Source organism: Amycolatopsis stemonae (genome assembly GCF_054781455.1).
The window spans coordinates 172135-188318 of sequence record NZ_BAAGUJ010000014.1; the positions used below are offsets into that span (position 1 = coordinate 172135).

Sequence of the window (16184 nt, forward strand, 5' to 3'; positions counted from 1 at the left end):
GACGCCGATCGCCGCCGCCCGCGTTTCGCGGCCGCGGCGCGCAACCGGAACCGCTGCGACGCCGTCTCGGCGCGGCGGAGGGCTGCGCGCCGGCGGTGGCGACGGCGCGGCCCGGTTCGGTCAGCGCAGCCAACCTGGGCCGGGCCGCCGTCCGGCGTGGACGAAAGCCTGATCAGCGCGTGGGGTCCTTGCCGTTGGGCTGGCTCGGTCCCGGACCGGGGGACCACCACCCCGGGACGGTCTTCTCCCCGTGCACCACCGTCGGCGCGATGCCTTCCGTGAACGGCTCGATCTGCAGCAACTGGCCCCACGACTGACTCGGCTGGCCGATCAGGTAGCTCGGCACCTCGGGCTCGTCGGCCAGCTCCTCGAGCCAGCCGTTCGGCCCGCCGTTCGTCGAAGACGCCCAGTCCGCCTCGTCCGCCAAGCCGCCCGCGGTGATCCGGTAGTCGGGCACCTGCGAGATCCCGTCGTGGGACGTCACCGGCTGGACGCACGGGTACACGAACGATGCCGGCCAGTCGACGTACACCGGCTTCGAGCCGATGCGGTCCGTCAGCGTCGTGAACGTCGGGACGCGCGGCGCCGATGCCGCGATCCAGCCGTCCTCCGTGAGGTCGTTGTCGACGATGTTGATGCGGACCGCGTTCGTCTCCGGCGGGAGGTCGCGCAAGTTGATGCGGGTGTCGTTCCAGCTGCCCGTGCCCGAGCCCGGCGGGAGCATGAACTGGCTGCGGAGGATCTTCACGCCCTCGGAGGTGTTGACGCCGTAGTCGAGGCTCACCGACGTCGGGCGGCGGGGCGCGCCCGCCGTCGCCACCACGATCTGGCCGTCCGCCGGCTTCTCCGTCAGCGCGTACCAGTCGCTGCGCAGGCGGCCCGCGCGCGTCTCCGGGTCGAGGTAGCTCGACCACATCGGCACCGTCTCCGGCGTGAACCCGTGCGGTGGCTCGGCCAGCGGGTCCTTGTCGTCGACCGCGTGGGTGTGGAACCCCGTCTGGACGCGGCCGTTGTCCTGGTCGGGGTTCGGGAGCGGCGAGTTCTCCGGCGGTTTGGGCTTCTCCGCGACCGTGCGCTGCTCGGACTGCGCGTGCAGGATGCTCGTCGCCGCGTCGCGCTCGACCATCACGTGGTCCGACAGGTTGCAGCTCTTGCCGAACAGGTGCCCGATGTTCGCCGCGCCCAGGCTGTAGCTGCCCGCCTGGTTGTGGATCGCCCACGCCATCGTGACGAACTCGCCCGCCGCCACCAGACCGCAGACCACCACCAGCGACAGTGACCCGAGCCGCAGCGCGCGCAGCCTGCCCTCCTGCACCGGCGCGGGCGCGCCCGGCCGGTGGGCGCGGACGTTCTCGACGAACGCGTAGATCCCCGCGATCGCGGCCGCGACCAGCAGGATCGTCGACAGCGGGATGCCGCCGATCGACGGCGCCACGTTCGTCCACTGGACGCCGAGGCGCGAGACGAACCAGTAGGTGTTCGGCCCGGTCGCGGCCAGCGCGGCGACCACCAGCAGCCCGGCGAGGAACGCCGCGCGGTTGCGTTTGGACCGCAGCACCGTCGAGCTGGTCGCGAGCGCGGTGAGCGCCGCCATCGACGCGCCGACCGCGGCGAACGCGCCGAAGTGGTGCGTCCACTTCGTCGGCGTCAGGGCCAGGAGCAGGAAGAACAGCGCCGTCGTGCCGATCAGGCGGCGGGCCGGGCCGAGCGACGCACCGGGGATGCGGCCGCGGCGCAGCAGCATCACCAGGCAGGTGGCCGTGCACAGCCCGACCAGCAGCACCGGGAAGCGACGCGGTGCCGAGCCGTCCGGCAGGTCCGCGAACAGCAGCTGGTAGCGCGCGAGCTCCTGGAACCACGACAGGTTCGGGCCCACCTGCGTCCGGATCCGGGTCGCTTCCTGGACGGTCGCGAACGTCTGGTCGGCGAACACGGCGATCAGCACCAGCAGCCCGGCCGCGGCGACCGGCGCGAGCACCGGCAGCCAGCCGCTCTCGTTCGCGCGCTGGCGCACGAGCTTGAACAGCGGGCGCGCGGCGACCAGGAACGGCGCCACCGCGATCAGCCCGGTCGGGGTCGCGGCCAGGGTGAACCCGGCGGCGGTCAGGCCCAGGCACAGCGGGAGCAGCCGCCGCGTGACGAGCGCGCGTTCGACCGCGCAGATCGCCAGCAGCGAGCCGAGCGCGGCGACCGGCTCCGGCCGGACGCCGTTGTTGTAGGGCATCCACCAGATCAGGAACACCGTCGCCGCGGCCCAGCTGGCCGGGCGGCTGGTGCGGATCTGGGTGCCGAGACGCGGCATCACCTCGCGGCTGATCAGCAGCCAGCTGAGCACGCCGAGCAGGAACGACGGCAGCCGGATCCACGGCGGCACCACGCTGACGTGCGCCATCAGCTCGTAGACGTGGTAGAACCAGCCGAACGGCGCCTCGGCGACGCCGAACCAGCGGTGGTAGTTCGTCAGGAACCCGGTCTGCTCGGTGACCCTGGCCATCGTGAGGATGTAGCCGTCGTCCGAGGTCACCGGCCCGATGAAGACCCACGCGCCGAGCGCGGCGATCACCGTGGTGTCCCGCAGCGTCAGCCGCCACCAGCCGACCGGCGCCCAGCGCGGCGCTCGTCTCGCGAAGCCGGAGTCGCGGCGCCAGACCGCGATCAGGCAGCCGATCAGCGACAGCACGGCGAGCACGCCGACCGCGACCTTCAGGGCCGTCGGCGACGTCTGGTAGCGCGTGTCCGGCACGACCGAGACGTGCAGGCCGGCGATCGGGTCCTTGCTCGAGTTGATCGAGGAGTAGATGCCGACCACGCGGGGCCGGACGTCGCCGTTGGCGTGGAACACCGGCGTCCCGGCCACGGCGATGGTCATCTGCGTCGCGTCGACGTCCAGCTCGACGTCGCACTTCTCGGCGGGCAGCGGCTGCTGGGCGATCTGCTGGCCCTGGCTCGAGGCCATCAGGACCCCGTTGTCGACGCGCAGCTGCATGCCGGCGCCGTTGCCGGCCTTGGGGTCGGTGCGGCCGTCCGGCACGGTGGCGAACAGCAGGCCGGGGCCGCTGGTGCGGGCGTCGACCGAGCGGATGGCCGCGCACGGCAGCTCGGCGCGCAGGTCCTGGGCCCAGTACCCGGTCAAGGGCGCGTTGACGGAGCGGGTGTCGCTGCCGGTCGGCCAGACGACCTCCGCCGTGTCCTGCACCACCGGCAGGAAGGGGAAAGCCAGCGCGCACAAGGCCGAGAGCAGCCCCAGCGCTACGGCAATCAGACGCATCGGCGCAACGCTAACGGGTCATACACCGGCGGCTGACGCAACCCCCGGATCACGCGGGGTGAAGCGGCCGTGGTGTAACGCCGCGGTCAGGGGACGGCGGCTGCGCCAGCCGTGGCGCTCCAGGTCGGGCACGGTCTCGAGCCGGCTCACCGGTCCGACGCACAGCCACGCGACCGGGCGGATGCCGTCGGGGATGGCGAGCAGTTCGCCGAGAAACGCTTCGCGGTAGAAGCTGACCCAGCCGACGCCGAGGCCTTCCGCGGTCGCGGCCAGCCAGAGGTTCTGGATCGCGAGGCAGACCGAGTAGAGCCCGGCGTCGGCGATGGCGTGCCGGCCGAGGACGTCGGGCGCGCCGCGCGAAGGGTCGTAGGTGACGACGATGCCGAGGCTCGCTTCGAGGATGCCTTCGATCTTGATGTTCGCGAAGGTGCTTGCGCGGTCTTCGGCGAGCTGCTCGGCGAAGACGTCTCGCTCCTCGTGGACGTGCTTCGCGAAGCTCTCGCGCGTGGCCTGGTCGTCGACCAGGACGAAGTCCCAGGGCTGGGTCAGCCCGACGCTCGGCGCGGCGTGCGCGGCCTCGAGAACGCGCATGAGCGTCGCCTCGGGGATCGGCTCGCCGGTGAACTCGCCGCGGACGTCGCGGCGTTTGCGCAGGACTTCGTAAAACTCTTCGATCATCGGTTCAGGACCCATTCGACGGCTTCGGGCACGGTTTCGGCGGTTTCGGTTTCCGGGCGCGGCGGCCTTCGGATCAGCAGGACGGGCTTGCCGAGCTCGCGGGCCGCGGTCAGCTTCGCGCTGGTCAGGGTGCCGCCGGAGTCCTTGGTGACCAGGACGTCGACGCGCTCGAGCAGCTCGCGCTCGGCAGCGAGGTCGTACGGGCCGCGGTCGAGGATCAGCTCGTGGTGGCGGGGCAGCGGCGGCTCCGGCGGGTCGACGCAGCGGATCAGGAACCACAGGTCCTCGAGGTGGGCGAAGGCGGGCAAGCCCTGGCGGCCGCTGGTGAGGAAGACGCGGCTGCCCAGTCCGGGGAGCTTTTTCGCGGCGTCTTCGAGGTGGTCGGCCCAGTGCCAGACGTCCTTTTCGCCCGGCTCCCACCCCGGCCGGGCCAGCCGCAGCAAGGGGATTCCGGTGAGTTCGGCCGCTTTCGCGGCGTTCGCGCCGATTCGCTCGGCGAAGGGGTGCGTCGCGTCGACGACGGCCTTCACGCCGTTCTCGCGCAGCCACGTCGCGAGGCCGTCTGAGCCGCCGAAGCCGCCTACGCGCACTTCGCCGGCTGGGAGCCGAGGCCGCGCGACGCGTCCGGCCAGCGAAGACACAACGCGCACTTCGCGCATTGTGAGTGCTTCGGCGAGTTCGCGTGCTTCGCCGGTGCCGCCGAGGACGAGGATCACGAAGGACGTCCGTAGCCGACGGCCTCGCGCCACCGGTCGAGGGTGCGCATGTTGGCCAGCGTCTCGGCCCAGGTCAGCTCGGGGGCCTGGCGTTCGTCGACGTGCGCGGCGACGTGGTCCGCTTCGCGCGCGAAGACACCCTGGGTCGCTTCGACTTCGATGACTTCCGGCTCGCCGTGGGCCGGCGTCAGGACGATCCGGGAGACACCCGGCTTCCGCAGCGGGTGGATCCACGCGGGCTGCGGCACGTGGAGCTGCCCGCGGGTGCCGAACACGCGGATGCCGTCTTCGCGGGCGAGCCGGATGCCGCACGAGATCGTCGCGAGGATGTCGCCGGGCAGCCGGAGCAGGCCGGTGGCGTACTCGTCGACGCCGTCCGCGGACAGGTGGGCCATCCCGCTGACCTCGGTGGGCTCGACGACGTCCCGCCCGGTCGCGGCCTGGGCGACCAGGCGGGCCAGCGACGTGCAGTAGCAGCCGACGTCGAGGATCCCGCCGCCGCCGAGCGCGCGGTCGCCGAGGCGGGCGGTCTCCTCGGGTGCGTCGTCGAAGGAGAACGTCGTGTCGACCGCGCGGACTTCGCCGATGGCACCGCTCGCGATCAGCTCGGCCAGCCGCCGCGTCTGCGGGTGCAGGCGGTACATGAACGCCTCCATCAGGAAGACGTCGTTCTTGCGCGCGGCGGTGATCACCTCTTCGGCGTCGGCCGCGGTGACCGTCAGCGGTTTCTCGCACAGGACGTGCTTGCCGGCTTCGGCCGCGGCGATCGCCCACTCCTTGTGCAACGCGTGCGGCGTCGAGACGTAGACGGCGTCGACGTCCGGGTCGGCGAGGAGGTCTTCGTAGCGACCGTAGGCCTTCGGGATTTCGAAGCGCGTGGCGAAGTCGCGCGCCCGGTCGGCGTTCCGGGCCGCGACGGCGGTGAGCGTGCCGTGCTTGCTCTCGTCGACCCCCGCGGCGAAGTGGGCGGCGATGGTCCCGGCGGCCAGCAGGCCCCAGCGCAGTTCCGTCACAACGACTCCGGTTGGTCCGCCCGGTCGCGGGCACTCGAATAGAGGAAGCTGTCGGGGAAGTTCGTGGCGGCGAGCACCCGGCCGACGAAGATCGTGGCGGCGCGGGTCATCCCGGCGGCGCGGACCAGCCGGGGCAGCTCGCCGAGCACCCCGCGCACGACGGTCTCCCCGGGCTGGGACGCGAGCGCGACGACGGCGACCGGGCAGTCTTCGCCGTAGTGCGGGACGAGTTCCCCGGCGACGCGCTCGACGTGGTTGATGGCCAGGTGCAGCGCGAGGGTGGCCTGCGTGGCGGCGAAGGCGGCGAGGGTTTCGCTCTCGGGCATCTTGGTGGACCGCGCCTGGACGCGGGTGATCACCAGGCTCTGCCCGATTTCGGGCACCGTGAGCTCCCGTTTCAGCGCGGCGGCCGACGCGGCGAAGGCGGGCACACCGGGCACGACCTCGTAGGGCACGTTCCGGGCGTCCAGCCGTCGCATCTGCTCGGCGACGGCGCTGTAGAGCGACGCGTCACCCGAGCAGAGCCGGACGACGTCGTGTCCGTTTTCGTGTCCCTCGACCAATTTCGCGACGATCTGTTCGAGGCTCAGGTTCGCGGTGTCGACCAGGGTGGTTCCGGGTGGGCAGTAGGCGAGCAGATCGGGTGGCGTCATGCTGCCGGGGTAGAGGCAGACGCCGCAGCGGGCCAGCAGATCCCGGCCGCGGACGGTGATGAGGTCCGCGGCGCCGGGGCCGGCGCCGACGAAGTGCACGGTCATCGGTTGCTCCACTGCGTGACGACCCGGGCCGGCGTCCAGCCGGTGAAGCCGCCCAGCGGGCCCGCGCGCTCGACGCCGATCCGGACCAGCTCGCCGCCGTGCTCCGCGTACGCGCGTGTCAACATCTGTTCCGCCTCCACCGTCACTCCGTGCGCCACCAGCCGCGCGCCCGTGGCCAGGCAGGCGTCCAGCACCCCCGGCACCGTAAGCCCGCCGCCGATGAAGACCGCGTCCGGTGCCGGCAAGGTGCTCAGGGCGTCCGGGGCCTCGCCCGTCACCACCTCCAGCTCCGGGACCCCCAGGTCCAGCGCGTTGCGGCCCACTCGCGAAGCCCGTTCCGGGTCGCGCTCGATCGCGATCGCGCGGTTCAGCCCGTGCAGGCGCGACCACTCGATGCCGACGCTGCCCGCCCCCGCGCCGACGTCCCACAGCAGCTCGCCGGGGCTCGGCGCGAGCCGGGCCAATGCCGACACCCGCAGGTCGCGCTTGGTCAGCTGGCCGTCGTGGGAGTAGACGTCGTCCGGGATGCCGATCAGCGGCAGCGCCGGACCCGCGCAGCGCAGCGCGAACACCGTCAGCGGGCCGGGTTCGCCGGACCAGCCGTCGGAGATGCGTTCCTCCGGCCCGCCCAGGTTTTCCAGCGCGAACAGCTCTGTTTCGCCGTACCCCCGCACGGTCAGCAGGGAGCGCAACGCCGCCGCGTCGGCACCGAGCACGAGCACCCGCCGCCCCGGCGCCAGCACCCGCGCGACGCGGGCCGACGACCGGCCGACGATCGTCACCACCTCGGTCTCCTCGGCCGACCAGCCCAGCCGGGCCCGGGCCAGCGTCACCGACGAGAGCGCCGGCAGCGCCTCGACTTCGTACCCGTGGGCCACGAGCGTGGTGCCGACCCCGGACAGGAACGGGTCTCCACTGGCCAGGACGCAGATCCGCGCCCCTTCGTGCGACGCGATGAGCGCGTCCAGCCCCGGCAGCAACGGCGACGGCCACGGCTCGCGCTCGACCTCGGCCGGCAGGTACGCGAGCTGCCGCGGCGCGCCGATCACGACGTCGGCGCCGAGCACCAGGGCCTGGGCCTGCTCCGACAGCCCGGACCACCCGTCCGCCCCGATCCCGACCACCGTCAACCGTGCTGCGTTTCCCCGGGGCCGAGCCCCCGGACCCCGCGCCGGGGACGAGCCCCCGGACCCCCCGCCGGCCAGGCGGGCGGTCCCGTCGGGCACCGCGGAATCCGTTGCCGCTCGACGTGATTTTTCGCGCACGATTTCCCACCCTAAGCGAGCCGGGCGCTGTGCGATGATCGGCCGGTCGCCGAGCTGGAGGAGTGCTGTTGAAGCCGTACCCGTTCACCGCCGTCGTCGGGCTGCCGGACCTGCGCCTGGCGCTCGTCCTGTCCTCGATCTCCCCCGCGGTCGGCGGAGTGCTCGTGCGCGGCGAGAAGGGCACGGCGAAGTCGACCATGGTGCGCGCGCTGGCGGGCCTGCTGCCGGGCGTCGACGTCGTGGACGGCTGCCGCTTTTCCTGTGATCCCGCGGCACCCGATCCGGGGTGCCCGGACGGCCCGCACGACCCGGCCCCGAGCCACCGACGGCCGGCGAAGCTGGTCGAACTGCCCGTCGGCGCGGCCGAAGACCGGGTCATCGGCTCGCTGAACCTGGAGCGCGCGCTCGGCGAAGGCGTGACGGACTACCAGCCCGGCCTGCTGGCCGCCGCGCACCGCGGGCTCCTCTACGTCGACGAGGTCAACCTGCTGCACGACCACCTCGTCGACACCCTGCTCGACGCCGCCGCGATGGGCCGCGCGACCGTGGAGCGCGAGGGCGTCTCGGTGTCGCACGCGGCGCGGTTCGTGCTGATCGGCACCATGAACCCCGAAGAGGGCGAGCTGCGGCCGCAGCTGCTGGACCGGTTCGGGCTGACCGTGGAGGTCGCCTCCAGCCGCGACCCGGAGCAGCGCGTCGAGGTCGTCCGGCGCCGCCTCGCCTACGAAGCCGACCCCGACGGTTTCGCCGCGCAGTACGCGGACGAAGACGCCCAGCTCGCCGCGGACATCGAAGCGGCGCAACGGCTTTTGCCCGCCGTCAAGCTCCCTGACGACGCGCTGCGCCAGATCGCCGAGGTCTGCGCGTCGTTCGAGGTCGACGGCATGCGCGCGGACATCGTCACCGCGCGCGCGGCGGTCGCGCACGCCGCCTGGGCCGGCCGGGACGAGGTGACCACCGACGACGTCCGCGTCGCCGCGCGGCTCGCGCTGCCGCACCGGCGTCGCCGGAACCCGTTCGACGCGCCGGGAATCTCGGAAGAGCAGCTGGAACAGGCCCTTCAGGACGCCCAGCCGCCGGAGCCCGGTCCCGAGGACGACGGTCCCGGCTCGGGTTCGGCGCCGGAAGAAGCGCCGCAAGAGGTTCCGCAGGGGGACGCGCCGCAGGGCGAGCCCCAGCCGAAGCAGAGCGGCGGGCAGCAGAAGACGGTCGGCGCCGGGGAAACGTTCAAGGCGAAGGTGTTCCGGGTCAGGGGCATGGGCGAGGGCGAACGCGGCCGCCGGTCGCGCGCGATCACCGACAGCGGGCGCACCATCGGCGTCCAGCCGCCGAGCGTCCGCGACGGCCGCCCGCACCTGGTCGCCACGATGAAGGCCGCCGCGCCGCACCAGAAGGTCCGCGGCCGGGACGGCGCCGGGCTGAAGCTGCGGCCGCAGGACCTGCGGTTCGCACTGCGAGAAGGCCGCGAAGGCAACCTCGTCCTGTTCTGCGTCGACGCCTCGGGCTCGATGGGCGCGAAGGCGCGGATGCACGAGGTCAAGTCCGCGGTGCTGTCGCTGCTGCTCGACGCCTACCAGCGCCGCGACAAGGTCGGGCTCGTCACGTTCCGCGGCAACGCGGCCGAACTCGCGCTGCCGCCGACGATCAGCGTCGACGCGGCCGCGTCCCGCCTCGAAGGCCTGCCGACCGGCGGCCGGACGCCCCTCGCGGAGGGCCTGCTGGAAGCCGCGCGGGTGCTGCGTGTCGAGGAGATCCGCGACCCGCGGCGCCGTCCGCTGCTGGTCGTCGTCACCGACGGGCGCGCCACCAGCGGACCCGACGCCGTCGCGCGCGCCCAGGCCGCGGCCGGGCTCCTCGCCGGCGTCACGACGATCGTGATGGACTGCGAGAGCGGCAAGATGCGGCTCGGCCTGGCCGCCGACCTGGCCGCCCACCTCGGCGCGGAGCACGTGCCGCTGGGCGACGTCGCCGCCGAATCCCTCGCCGGCGCCGTCCGCGCCCGGACCGGAAAGGCCGCCTGATGCCGCAGGGCAAACCCGACGTCGTGCCCGCCGACGGCCTGACCACGCGCCAGCGCCGCAACCGGCCGCTGCTCGCCGTGCACACCGGCGAGATGAAGGGCAAGTCGACGGCCGCGTTCGGGATGGCGTTGCGCGCCTGGAACCAGGGCTGGTCGATCGGCGTGTTCCAGTTCGTCAAGTCGGCCAAGTGGCGCGTCGGCGAGGAAGCCGCGTTCCGCGCGCTGGGCAAGCTGCACGAGGACACCGGCCAGGGCGGGCCGGTCGAGTGGCACAAGATGGGCGAAGGCTGGAGCTGGGCGCGCAAGTCCGGCACCGAAGAGGACCACGCGGCGAACGCGCGCGAGGGCTGGGCGGAGATCAAGCGCCGGCTCGCCGCCGAGACGCACGACTTCTACGTCCTCGACGAGTTTTCCTACCTGCTCAAGTGGGGCTGGCTCGAGGTCGACGACGTCGTGTCCGCGTTGGTCTCCCGGCCCGGGCACCAGCACGTCGTCATCACCGGCCGGTACGCGCCGCCGGAGCTGGTCGAGGCCGCCGACCTCGTCGCCGAGATGACCAAGGTCAAGCACCCGATGGACGCCGGCCAGAAGGGCCAGCGGGGGATCGAGTGGTAGCGCGGGTGGTCGTCGCCGCGCCCGGCTCCGGGCACGGCAAGACCACCGTCGCCGCCGGGCTGATGGCGGCGTTGCGCGCGGCCGGGCACCGGGTGTCCGGGCACAAGGTGGGCCCCGACTTCATCGACCCGGGCTACCACGCCCTCGCGACCGGGCGTCCCGCGCGGAACCTGGACCCGTTCCTGCAGGGCGAGGAGCAGCTGATCCCGTTGCTGCGACACGGTTCCCGGGACGCCGACATCGCCGTCATCGAGGGCGTGATGGGCCTGTTCGACGGCGCGCTGGGCACCGAGGGCTACGCCTCGACCGCGCACGTCGCCCGGCTCCTGGACGCGCCGGTGGTGCTCGTCGTCGACGCTTCGGCGGCCTCGCGCAGCGTCGCGGCCACCGTGCTCGGGTTCGCCTCCTACGACACGCGGGTGCGGCTGGCCGGGGTCATCCTCAACAAGCTGGGCTCGCAGCGGCACCTCGACGAGATCGCGTCCGCGCTCGAGGCGACCGGGGTCCCGCTGCTGGGTGCGTTATACCGCAACGAAGAGATCCACGCGCCGAGCCGTCACCTCGGGCTCGTCCCGGCGGCGGAACGGGCTTCCGAGGCGCAGCACGTGCTGCCCGCTTTGGCCGCCTGGGTGCGGGAAGGTGTCGACCTCGAAGCGGTCGTCCGGATCGCGTCCGCGGCACCCCCGCTGTCCGCGCCGCCGTGGACACCGTCCGGTGTGGACGGTCCGCGCGTGACGGTCGCGGCCGCGGGCGGCCCGGCGTTCACCTTCCGCTACACCGAGAACGTCGAACTGCTGGCCGCCTGCGGTGTCGACGTCGTGGATGTCGACCCGTTGCGGGACCAGGCGTTGCCCGAAGGGTGTGCCGGGCTGTACTTCGGCGGCGGGTTCCCCGAAGTGCACGCGGCGGAGCTGTCGGCGAACACGGCGTTGCGCGCCGACGTCGCTTCCGCGATCGAACGCGGCATGCCGGTGAGCGCGGAATGCGCGGGCCTGCTGTACCTGTGCCAGTCGCTGGACGGCCTGCCGATGGTCGGCGCGGTGCCGGCGGACGCGAAGATGACCGCGCGCGGCAAGCTCGGCTACCGGCGCGCGGTCGCCGTCGAGGACAACCTGCTGGCCACGGCCGGGCAGCGTGTCACCGGGCACGAGTTCCACCGCACCGAGGTCACGCCGTCGCACGGCGCGTCGGCCGCCTGGGGCTGGGACCGGCAGCTGGACGGCTTCGCCTCGCCGACGCTGCACGCCTCCTACCTGCACGTCCACTGGGCCGGCCATCCCGAGCTGGCCCGGCGGTTCGCGGCCCGGGTGCGGGCGTATGCCTGACTACGACCTGCACCACCACGGCGACCGCGAGGTCGGGCCGGGGCTGGTCGACCTCGCGGTGAACGTCCGGCTGCCGCGGCCGCCGGCCTGGCTGCGCGACGAGCTGGCGTCCGCTTTGGACACTCTCGCCGCGTACCCGTCGGCGGCCGACGCGACGCGGGCCGTGGCCGAGCGGCACGGGCGCGCGCCGGAAGAAGTGCTGGTCACGGCGGGTGCGGCCGAAGCGTTCACGCTGCTCGCGTCGGCGTTGCGGCCGAAGCGCGCGGTCGTCGTGCACCCGCAGTTCACCGAGCCGGAGGCCGCGCTGCGGGCGGCCGGGCACGCCGTTTCGCGGGTGATCCTGGCCGAGGCGGACGGGTTCGTGCTGGATCCGGCGCTCGTCCCGGACGACGCCGACCTGGTGTTCGTCGGCAACCCGACGAACCCGACGTCGGTTCTCCACCCGGCCGCGGCCCTTCGGTCATTGGCGCGCCCCGGCCGGACGCTGGTGGTCGACGAGGCGTTCCTGGACGCCGTCCCCGGCGAGAGCGAAAGCCTGGCGTCCGGTGTCCCCGGTGTGGTCGTGCTGCGGAGCTTGACGAAGACCTGGGGCCTGGCCGGGCTTCGGGCGGGCTATGTGCTCGCTTCACCCGACGTCATCGAGCGGCTTCGGGCGGTCCAGGTGCCGTGGTCGGTGTCCACTTTGGCCGGGGTGGCGACGGTGGCGTGCTGCCGCCCGTCCGCGGTGGAGGAAGCGGAAAAGCTGGCGATCGCGGCCGAAGCGGACCGCGAGTACCTCGTGTCGGGCCTCGCGGATGTGGGCGTGCCGGTGCTGGGTGACCCGCGCGGCCCCTTCGTGCTGGTCCGGGTGCCGGACGGCGTGTCGGTGCGCGCGCGGCTGCGCGAGGCGGGCTACGCGGTCCGTCGCGGGGACACCTTCCCCGGGCTCGGCCCGGACCACCTGCGGCTGGCGGTCCGGGACCGCGCGGTGACCGACGCGTTCCTGGCCGTGCTGCGGAAACTCTTGTAAACACCGACAGGGGGCTGTCGCGACGGCCGTCGAGAGTGGTGTTCGCCGCCGGGAAACGCCCGGTGGTGAAAGGAAACCCATGTCCTCCTTCAACGACGTCGCCTGGTTCGAGATCGGCGCCGAAGACCCCGCGGCCGCCGAGCGGTTCTACGGCGACGTCTTCGGCTGGAAGGTCGCCCAGGACGCGTCGCCGTACCGGATCGTCGACACCGGCGGCTCGCGCGGCGGGCTGTTCGCGACGACCGAGAACTACGCGATCTTCACCGTGCTGGTCGAAGACGTCGACGAGACCTGCCGGCGCGTCGAAGCGGCGGGCGGCCGGGTCCGGAGCGGCCCCGTCGAGAACCCCGGCGGCGTGAAGTTCGCGCACCTGCTCGACCCGGCGGGCAACCACTTCAACGTGTTCACCCCGTCAAGCTGAGCCGTTCGACGACGCCGGACGGGATGTCGAGGTCCTCGCGCCGCAGCGGGCGGTGCGGGGCCACCTCGGCGGTGACCGCGACCGAGGTGATCCGGTCGGTGCGGAAGACCCGCAGCTCTTCGCGCAGCCGGCACCAGGCCACGAGGTACCAGTGCTCCGGTTTGCCGACGTAACCCAGTGGCTCGACGTCCCGCCGCGTCACGGTGCCTTCGCGGTCGCCGTAGCCGATGCGCAGGACGCGGCGGGAGGCGAGCGCGTCGGCGAGCACGCGGGGGATCGGGTGCGCGGGCGGCGTGGCCACGAGGTGGACGCGGCCGGCGAGCTCGTGGGCCGCCGCGGCGTCGCTCTCGCGCATGGCCGCGACGAGCTTGCGCAGCGCCGAGCCCGCTTCGGCGCGGAACGGCGTGCCTTCGAGGCGTTTCAGCGCGATGGCCATCGCGACGGCCTCGCCCGGGGTGAGGTTGACCGGCGGCAGCGTGCGCGTCTTGTCGAGGCAGTAGCCGCCGGTCCGGCCGGGCTCGGCGTAGATCGGCGTGCCCGACTGCTGCAGCGCGCTGATGTCCCGTTCGACGGTGCGGGCGCTGACTTCGAACCGGCCCGCGAGCCAGCGCGCGCTGCGCGGGCGGGGCGCGACGGCGCGAAGCTCTTCGACGAGGGCGTACAGCCGGTCGGTCCGGTTCACGCGATCACTGTAGGAGCGGGGTACGACAGTTTTACGCGAGCGAGAGCAGCGCGGCCGCCACGGCGACCTCGACGCCGGCGCCGAGGACGTCCCCGGTGACCCCGCCCAGCCGTTTCGTGCAGCGGAAGAGCAGCGCGGCGGCGACGGCGTAGGCGATCGCGACGGCCAGGGGACCGCGCCACCACGGCAGGCCGGGCAGCAGCGTCGCGAGCCCGGCGGCGGCGAGGCCCACGGCGAGGGCGGCGGTGCGGGGGACCGAGCCCGCGACCGTCGCGCCGAGCCCTTCCGGCCGCGCGGACGGCACGCCGCGCGCGCACGACATCGAGAGGGTGCACCGCCCGATGAGCACGCCCGCGGCCGCCGTGACCGGCCCGGCCCCGGCGAGCGCGCCGACCTGGACGAGCAGGACGATGACGAGCGTCGCGACCCCGGTCGGCCCGGAGTCGCCCTTGCGCATGACGTCGAGGGCCTTGGCACGGTCGTAGGAGGCGCCGAGGCCGTCGGCGGTGTCGCTGAGCCCGTCGAGGTGCAGCCCGCGGCTGCCGAGCGCGACCGCGCCCAGCGCCACCGCCGCCGTGGCGAGGGCCGGGAGGCGCAGGGCGGTCCCGGCGGCCACGACGAGCCCGGCGGCGACGGCGAGGGGGAGCGCGGCGAGCGGGGCGAGCAGCATGGCGCCGCCGGCGACCCGCCGGTCGATGACGCGCGGCGCCGGGACCGGCACCGTCGTCAGGGTCCCGGCGGCCAGCCGCGCCGCGTCGCCCCAGCGGCTCACGCGAGGTCGGCCAGCAGGCCCATGTCGGCCAGGATCGCGCGGGCCGCCCGCACCGCCGGAACCGCCTGCACCGCACCGCTTCCCTCGCCGAGCCGCAGCCCGAAGTCCAGGATCGGCTCGAGCCCGAGCGCCTTCAACGCGAACGCCTGCGACGGCTCCGTCGACCGGTGCCCGGCCAGCCACCACTGCTCCGCGCCCGGCGCGATGTCCCGGGCGACCAGGGCCGCCGCGCCCGAGAACACGCCGTCCAGCAGCACCGGGATGCGGTGGAGCGCCGCTTCGACGAGGAAGCCCGCCGTCGCCGCCACACAGGCGCTGCCCAACGCCGTCAGCCGGGCGAACGGGTCGTCGACGCGGCCGGAAGCCCGCGACAACGCCGCCTCGACCGCCGCCGTCTTGCGCTCCAGGCCGGCAGCGTCCACGCCGGTGCCCGTCCCGACGACCTCCGCGGCCGGCAGGCCCAGGGACGCCGCCACCAGCGCCGCGCACACCGCCGTGTTGCCGATGCCCATGTCGCCCGGGATGAGCAGGTCCGCGTCCGCTTCCTCGCGGGCGATCGCGCGCCCCGCCTCGAACGCCGCCTCCGCTTCACCCGGCGAAAGCGCGTCCTCGACGTCGATCGAGCCCGAGCCGCGGCGGATCTTGTGCGCGGTGACCTCGGGCGGGACGTCCGCGCCGTCCCAGTCGACGCCGAGGTCGGCCACCCGGACCTTCGCGCCGACCTGCTCGGCCAGCACGTTCACGCCGCTCTTGCCGGCCAGGAACACGCGGACCATCGCGGCCGTCACCTCGCGCGGGTACGCCGAGAGCGCCGACACACCGTGGTCGCCCGCGAAGACCACCACGCGGACGTCGTCGAGCGGCCGGGGCGGCACGCTCCCGTGCGCCGCGGCCAGCCAGGCGGCGATCTCCTCCAGCTTGCCGAGCGCGCCGAGCGGCTTGACCAAGCCGTCGAGCCGCTCCTGCGCGGCGGCGCGGGCGGTGGGGTCGGGCACGGGTACGTCGAACACGGGCGCCTCCTGGCTACAGGTCGAGCGCCCGGCCCGCGACGACCAGCACGACCCGGTCGGCGTCGGCGGACACCCGGTTGTTGAGTGCGCCCAGCACATCACGGAACAGCCGTCCGGACGACGTTGCGGGCACCACACCGCTGCCGACCTCGTTGCTGACCGCGACCACCGGCACCCGCGCCGCGGCCCACGCGGCCAGGAAGTCCTCGAGCCGGTCGTCGAGGCGCAGCTCCCAGCCCGGCTTCTGCCGCCACGCGCCGACGTCGTCGAGCACCCGGGAAAGCCAGGTGCCGAGGCAGTCGATCAGCAGCGGTTCGGTGGCGCCGCGCAGGGTGCCCGCCAGATCGGTCGTCTCGACGGTCTTCCAGTGCGCCGGCCGCCGGGCCTGGTGGGCGGCGACGCGCGCGGCCCACTCGGGGTCGTCGTCGCTCGCGGGCAGGCCCGGCGCGACGTAGACGAGGTGCGCGTGGCCCGCGACGAGCCGTTCGGCGTGCCGCGACTTGCCCGAGCGGACGCCGCCGAGGACGAGCACCTTCCCTTCGTCGCGTCCGTACCGGCGTAGTGCTTTTGCCAGGTTCTCGAGGTACCCGGCGAGCCGGAGCGTCAGCTTGGTCATACCGGGCATTGTGGTG

At 73.7% G+C, this 16184-nt stretch carries 15 protein-coding genes; 5 read left to right on the top strand and 10 right to left on the bottom strand.

Translation table 11 applies throughout. The annotated features are described in order from the left end of the window. Positions 1-172: 172 nt before the first annotated feature. From ACYVLJ_RS37655 to cbiE, 6 genes are read right to left on the bottom strand one after another with little or no spacing between them, the layout of a single operon-like run. Positions 173-3268 (bottom strand): arabinosyltransferase domain-containing protein, encoded by a 3096-nt coding sequence (locus ACYVLJ_RS37655; RefSeq protein ID WP_451986276.1) that lies wholly within the window; start codon positions 3266-3268, stop codon positions 173-175. An 18-nt stretch (positions 3269-3286) separates the two neighbouring features. Then, positions 3287-3946 carry a nitroreductase family protein gene (gene bluB, locus ACYVLJ_RS37660; RefSeq protein WP_460442252.1) on the bottom strand — a complete coding sequence of 220 codons (660 nt, stop codon included), beginning with the start codon at positions 3944-3946 and terminating at the stop codon, positions 3287-3289. Next, on the bottom strand, positions 3943-4662 hold the full coding sequence (locus ACYVLJ_RS37665; RefSeq protein ID WP_460442253.1) for a precorrin-6A/cobalt-precorrin-6A reductase: 720 nt from the start codon (positions 4660-4662) through the stop codon (positions 3943-3945). The genes bluB and ACYVLJ_RS37665 overlap by 4 nt, the downstream gene beginning before the upstream one ends. Continuing rightward, positions 4659-5675 (bottom strand): Gfo/Idh/MocA family protein, encoded by a 1017-nt coding sequence (locus ACYVLJ_RS37670; protein WP_460442254.1) that lies wholly within the window; start codon positions 5673-5675, stop codon positions 4659-4661. The genes ACYVLJ_RS37665 and ACYVLJ_RS37670 overlap by 4 nt, the downstream gene beginning before the upstream one ends. Continuing rightward, the gene (cobM, locus tag ACYVLJ_RS37675) at positions 5672-6433 is read right to left on the bottom strand and encodes a cobalt-precorrin-4/precorrin-4 C(11)-methyltransferase (RefSeq protein ID WP_460442255.1); all 762 of its coding nucleotides are present in this window, start codon (positions 6431-6433) and stop codon (positions 5672-5674) included. The genes ACYVLJ_RS37670 and cobM overlap by 4 nt, the downstream gene beginning before the upstream one ends. Then, positions 6430-7557 carry a precorrin-6y C5,15-methyltransferase (decarboxylating) subunit CbiE gene (gene cbiE, locus ACYVLJ_RS37680; RefSeq protein ID WP_451986334.1) on the bottom strand — a complete coding sequence of 376 codons (1128 nt, stop codon included), beginning with the start codon at positions 7555-7557 and terminating at the stop codon, positions 6430-6432. The genes cobM and cbiE overlap by 4 nt, the downstream gene beginning before the upstream one ends. Positions 7558-7766: 209 nt before the next feature. Between cbiE and ACYVLJ_RS37685 the strand changes: the two genes are divergently transcribed. The 5 genes from ACYVLJ_RS37685 to ACYVLJ_RS37705 all read left to right on the top strand — a co-directional run bounded on the left by ACYVLJ_RS37685 (position 7767) and on the right by ACYVLJ_RS37705 (position 13088). Next, positions 7767-9719, top strand: coding sequence for a magnesium chelatase subunit D family protein (locus tag ACYVLJ_RS37685; RefSeq protein WP_460442256.1), 1953 nt, complete (start codon positions 7767-7769; stop codon positions 9717-9719). Then, positions 9719-10333, top strand: coding sequence for a cob(I)yrinic acid a,c-diamide adenosyltransferase (gene cobO / locus ACYVLJ_RS37690; protein WP_451986288.1), 615 nt, complete (start codon positions 9719-9721; stop codon positions 10331-10333). Before ACYVLJ_RS37685 ends, cobO begins: the two co-directional genes overlap by 1 nt. Further along, positions 10327-11658 (top strand): cobyrinate a,c-diamide synthase, encoded by a 1332-nt coding sequence (locus ACYVLJ_RS37695; protein WP_451986290.1) that lies wholly within the window; start codon positions 10327-10329, stop codon positions 11656-11658. The genes cobO and ACYVLJ_RS37695 overlap by 7 nt, the downstream gene beginning before the upstream one ends. After that, complete coding sequence (cobC, locus tag ACYVLJ_RS37700; RefSeq protein ID WP_460442257.1) at positions 11651-12667, top strand: pyridoxal phosphate-dependent aminotransferase; 1017 nt, start codon at positions 11651-11653, stop codon at positions 12665-12667. The genes ACYVLJ_RS37695 and cobC overlap by 8 nt, the downstream gene beginning before the upstream one ends. A 79-nt stretch (positions 12668-12746) precedes the next feature. Then, on the top strand, positions 12747-13088 hold the full coding sequence (locus ACYVLJ_RS37705; protein WP_451986294.1) for a VOC family protein: 342 nt from the start codon (positions 12747-12749) through the stop codon (positions 13086-13088). Here the strand turns inward: ACYVLJ_RS37705 and ACYVLJ_RS37710 are convergent. The 4 genes from ACYVLJ_RS37710 to ACYVLJ_RS37725 are packed head-to-tail and all read right to left on the bottom strand — an operon-like array spanning position 13072 to position 16168. Next, on the bottom strand, positions 13072-13770 hold the full coding sequence (locus tag ACYVLJ_RS37710; RefSeq protein ID WP_451986296.1) for a helix-turn-helix transcriptional regulator: 699 nt from the start codon (positions 13768-13770) through the stop codon (positions 13072-13074). The genes ACYVLJ_RS37705 and ACYVLJ_RS37710 overlap by 17 nt on opposite strands. 31 nt (positions 13771-13801) lie before the next feature. Then, positions 13802-14542, bottom strand: coding sequence for an adenosylcobinamide-GDP ribazoletransferase (locus ACYVLJ_RS37715; RefSeq protein ID WP_451986298.1), 741 nt, complete (start codon positions 14540-14542; stop codon positions 13802-13804). Further along, a complete protein-coding gene (cobT, locus tag ACYVLJ_RS37720) occupies positions 14539-15552 on the bottom strand; it encodes a nicotinate-nucleotide--dimethylbenzimidazole phosphoribosyltransferase (protein WP_460442258.1) in 1014 nt (337 codons plus the stop codon). The genes ACYVLJ_RS37715 and cobT overlap by 4 nt, the downstream gene beginning before the upstream one ends. A 13-nt stretch (positions 15553-15565) precedes the next feature. Continuing rightward, on the bottom strand, positions 15566-16168 hold the full coding sequence (locus ACYVLJ_RS37725) for a bifunctional adenosylcobinamide kinase/adenosylcobinamide-phosphate guanylyltransferase (protein ID WP_460442259.1): 603 nt from the start codon (positions 16166-16168) through the stop codon (positions 15566-15568). Between the last annotated feature and the right edge of the window lie 16 nt (positions 16169-16184).